Origin of the sequence: Cryobacterium sp. TMT2-10 (genome assembly GCF_004403075.1) — a bacterium.
Lineage (GTDB): Bacteria > Actinomycetota > Actinomycetes > Actinomycetales > Microbacteriaceae > Cryobacterium > Cryobacterium shii.
The window spans coordinates 1-1,174 of record NZ_SOGW01000057.1 but is presented as its reverse complement, the minus strand read 5'-3'; the positions used below and the strand labels follow the sequence as shown (position 1 = coordinate 1,174).

General features: G+C 77.9%; 1 protein-coding gene. It reads right to left on the bottom strand.

What is annotated here, in order from left to right; genetic code table 11:
• Positions 1-38: 38 nt before the first annotated feature.
• The gene (locus E3T37_RS06515; RefSeq protein ID WP_134366004.1) at positions 39-1,007 is read right to left on the bottom strand and encodes an NAD(P)-dependent oxidoreductase; all 969 of its coding nucleotides are present in this window, start codon (positions 1,005-1,007) and stop codon (positions 39-41) included.
• Between the last annotated feature and the right edge of the window lie 167 nt (positions 1,008-1,174).

Genomic DNA, 1,174 nt, shown 5'->3' with positions numbered 1-1,174 from the left:
GTGCGCGTGCGCGGGTTTCGCGGCGTGCGCGGCTGCGGCTACCGCCCGTAGGCGGCGGCGAGGCGGCGGAAGCCCTCGTCCAGGCTCACCGCGGGCGCCCACCGCAGTTCGGCGCGGGTGCGGCGCTGGTCGAACCAGTGCGCGGTCGACAGCTGCTCGGCCAGGAACCGGGTCATCGGCGGCTCGTCGGCGCCCGAACGGATGCGCCAGGCCGCCTCGATCAGGGATCCCGCGCCGCGGGCGACTCCTGCCGGAACCCGCCAGGCCGGGGCCGGCACGCCCGCCGCCCGGCACATTCCGGCGAGCAGCTCGGCCACGGGGCGCGGCTCCCCGTTCGTGACCACGTAGGAGTGGCCGTGCACCGCGTCGGCCCGCTCGAGCGCGGCCGCGATGGCCGAGGCAGCGTTGTCCACATAGGTGGTGTCGATCAGGGCGGCGCCGTGGCCGAGCAGCGGCAGCCGGCCGCGGCGGGCCCGGTCGACGATGCGGGCGACGAGCTGCGTGTCGCCCGGGCCCCAGACCAGGTGCGGGCGCACCGCGACCACGTGCAGGCTCGCGGAGTCGGCGCCGAGCGCGAGCAGTTCGGCCTGGGCCTTGGTACGGGCGTAGTGCCCGCGGGCCCGGGACGGGTCGGCCGGGTCGGCGCCGCTGCCGACGATGGATGCGCCGGCGTGGGCCACCGAGGGCGACGACACGAAGACGAAGCGGGTGGCGCCGGCATCCGTGGCCGCGGCCAGCAGCGTGCGGGTGCCGCCCACATTCACGGCCTCGAAATCGGCCGGCCTGCCCGCGAGGGAGACCTTCGCGGCCAGGTGCACGACGGCGTCCATGCCGGCGGCGGCGCGGCCAACCTCGTCGGGGGCGGTGACCGAGCCGAGCACGTCGGCGACGCCGGGAACGCCCGACGCGCGGCGCTGGAACGTGCGCACCTCGTGCCCGGCAGCCGCGATCTCGGCCGCGACGGCGCGGCCGAGGAAGCCGCTCGCCCCGGTCACGAGGACCCTCACCGGGATGCTCGCGGGGGGCGCGGCGCGGGGTGGAGTGCGCCGGGACGTGCGGCGGAACCTGCGGGGTGACCTGCGGGGTGACCTGCGGGGTGACCTGCGGGGTGACCTGCGGGGTGACCTGCGGGGTGACCTGCGCTGCGCGCGTGCTGCGCCGTTGCGCGCGCGGC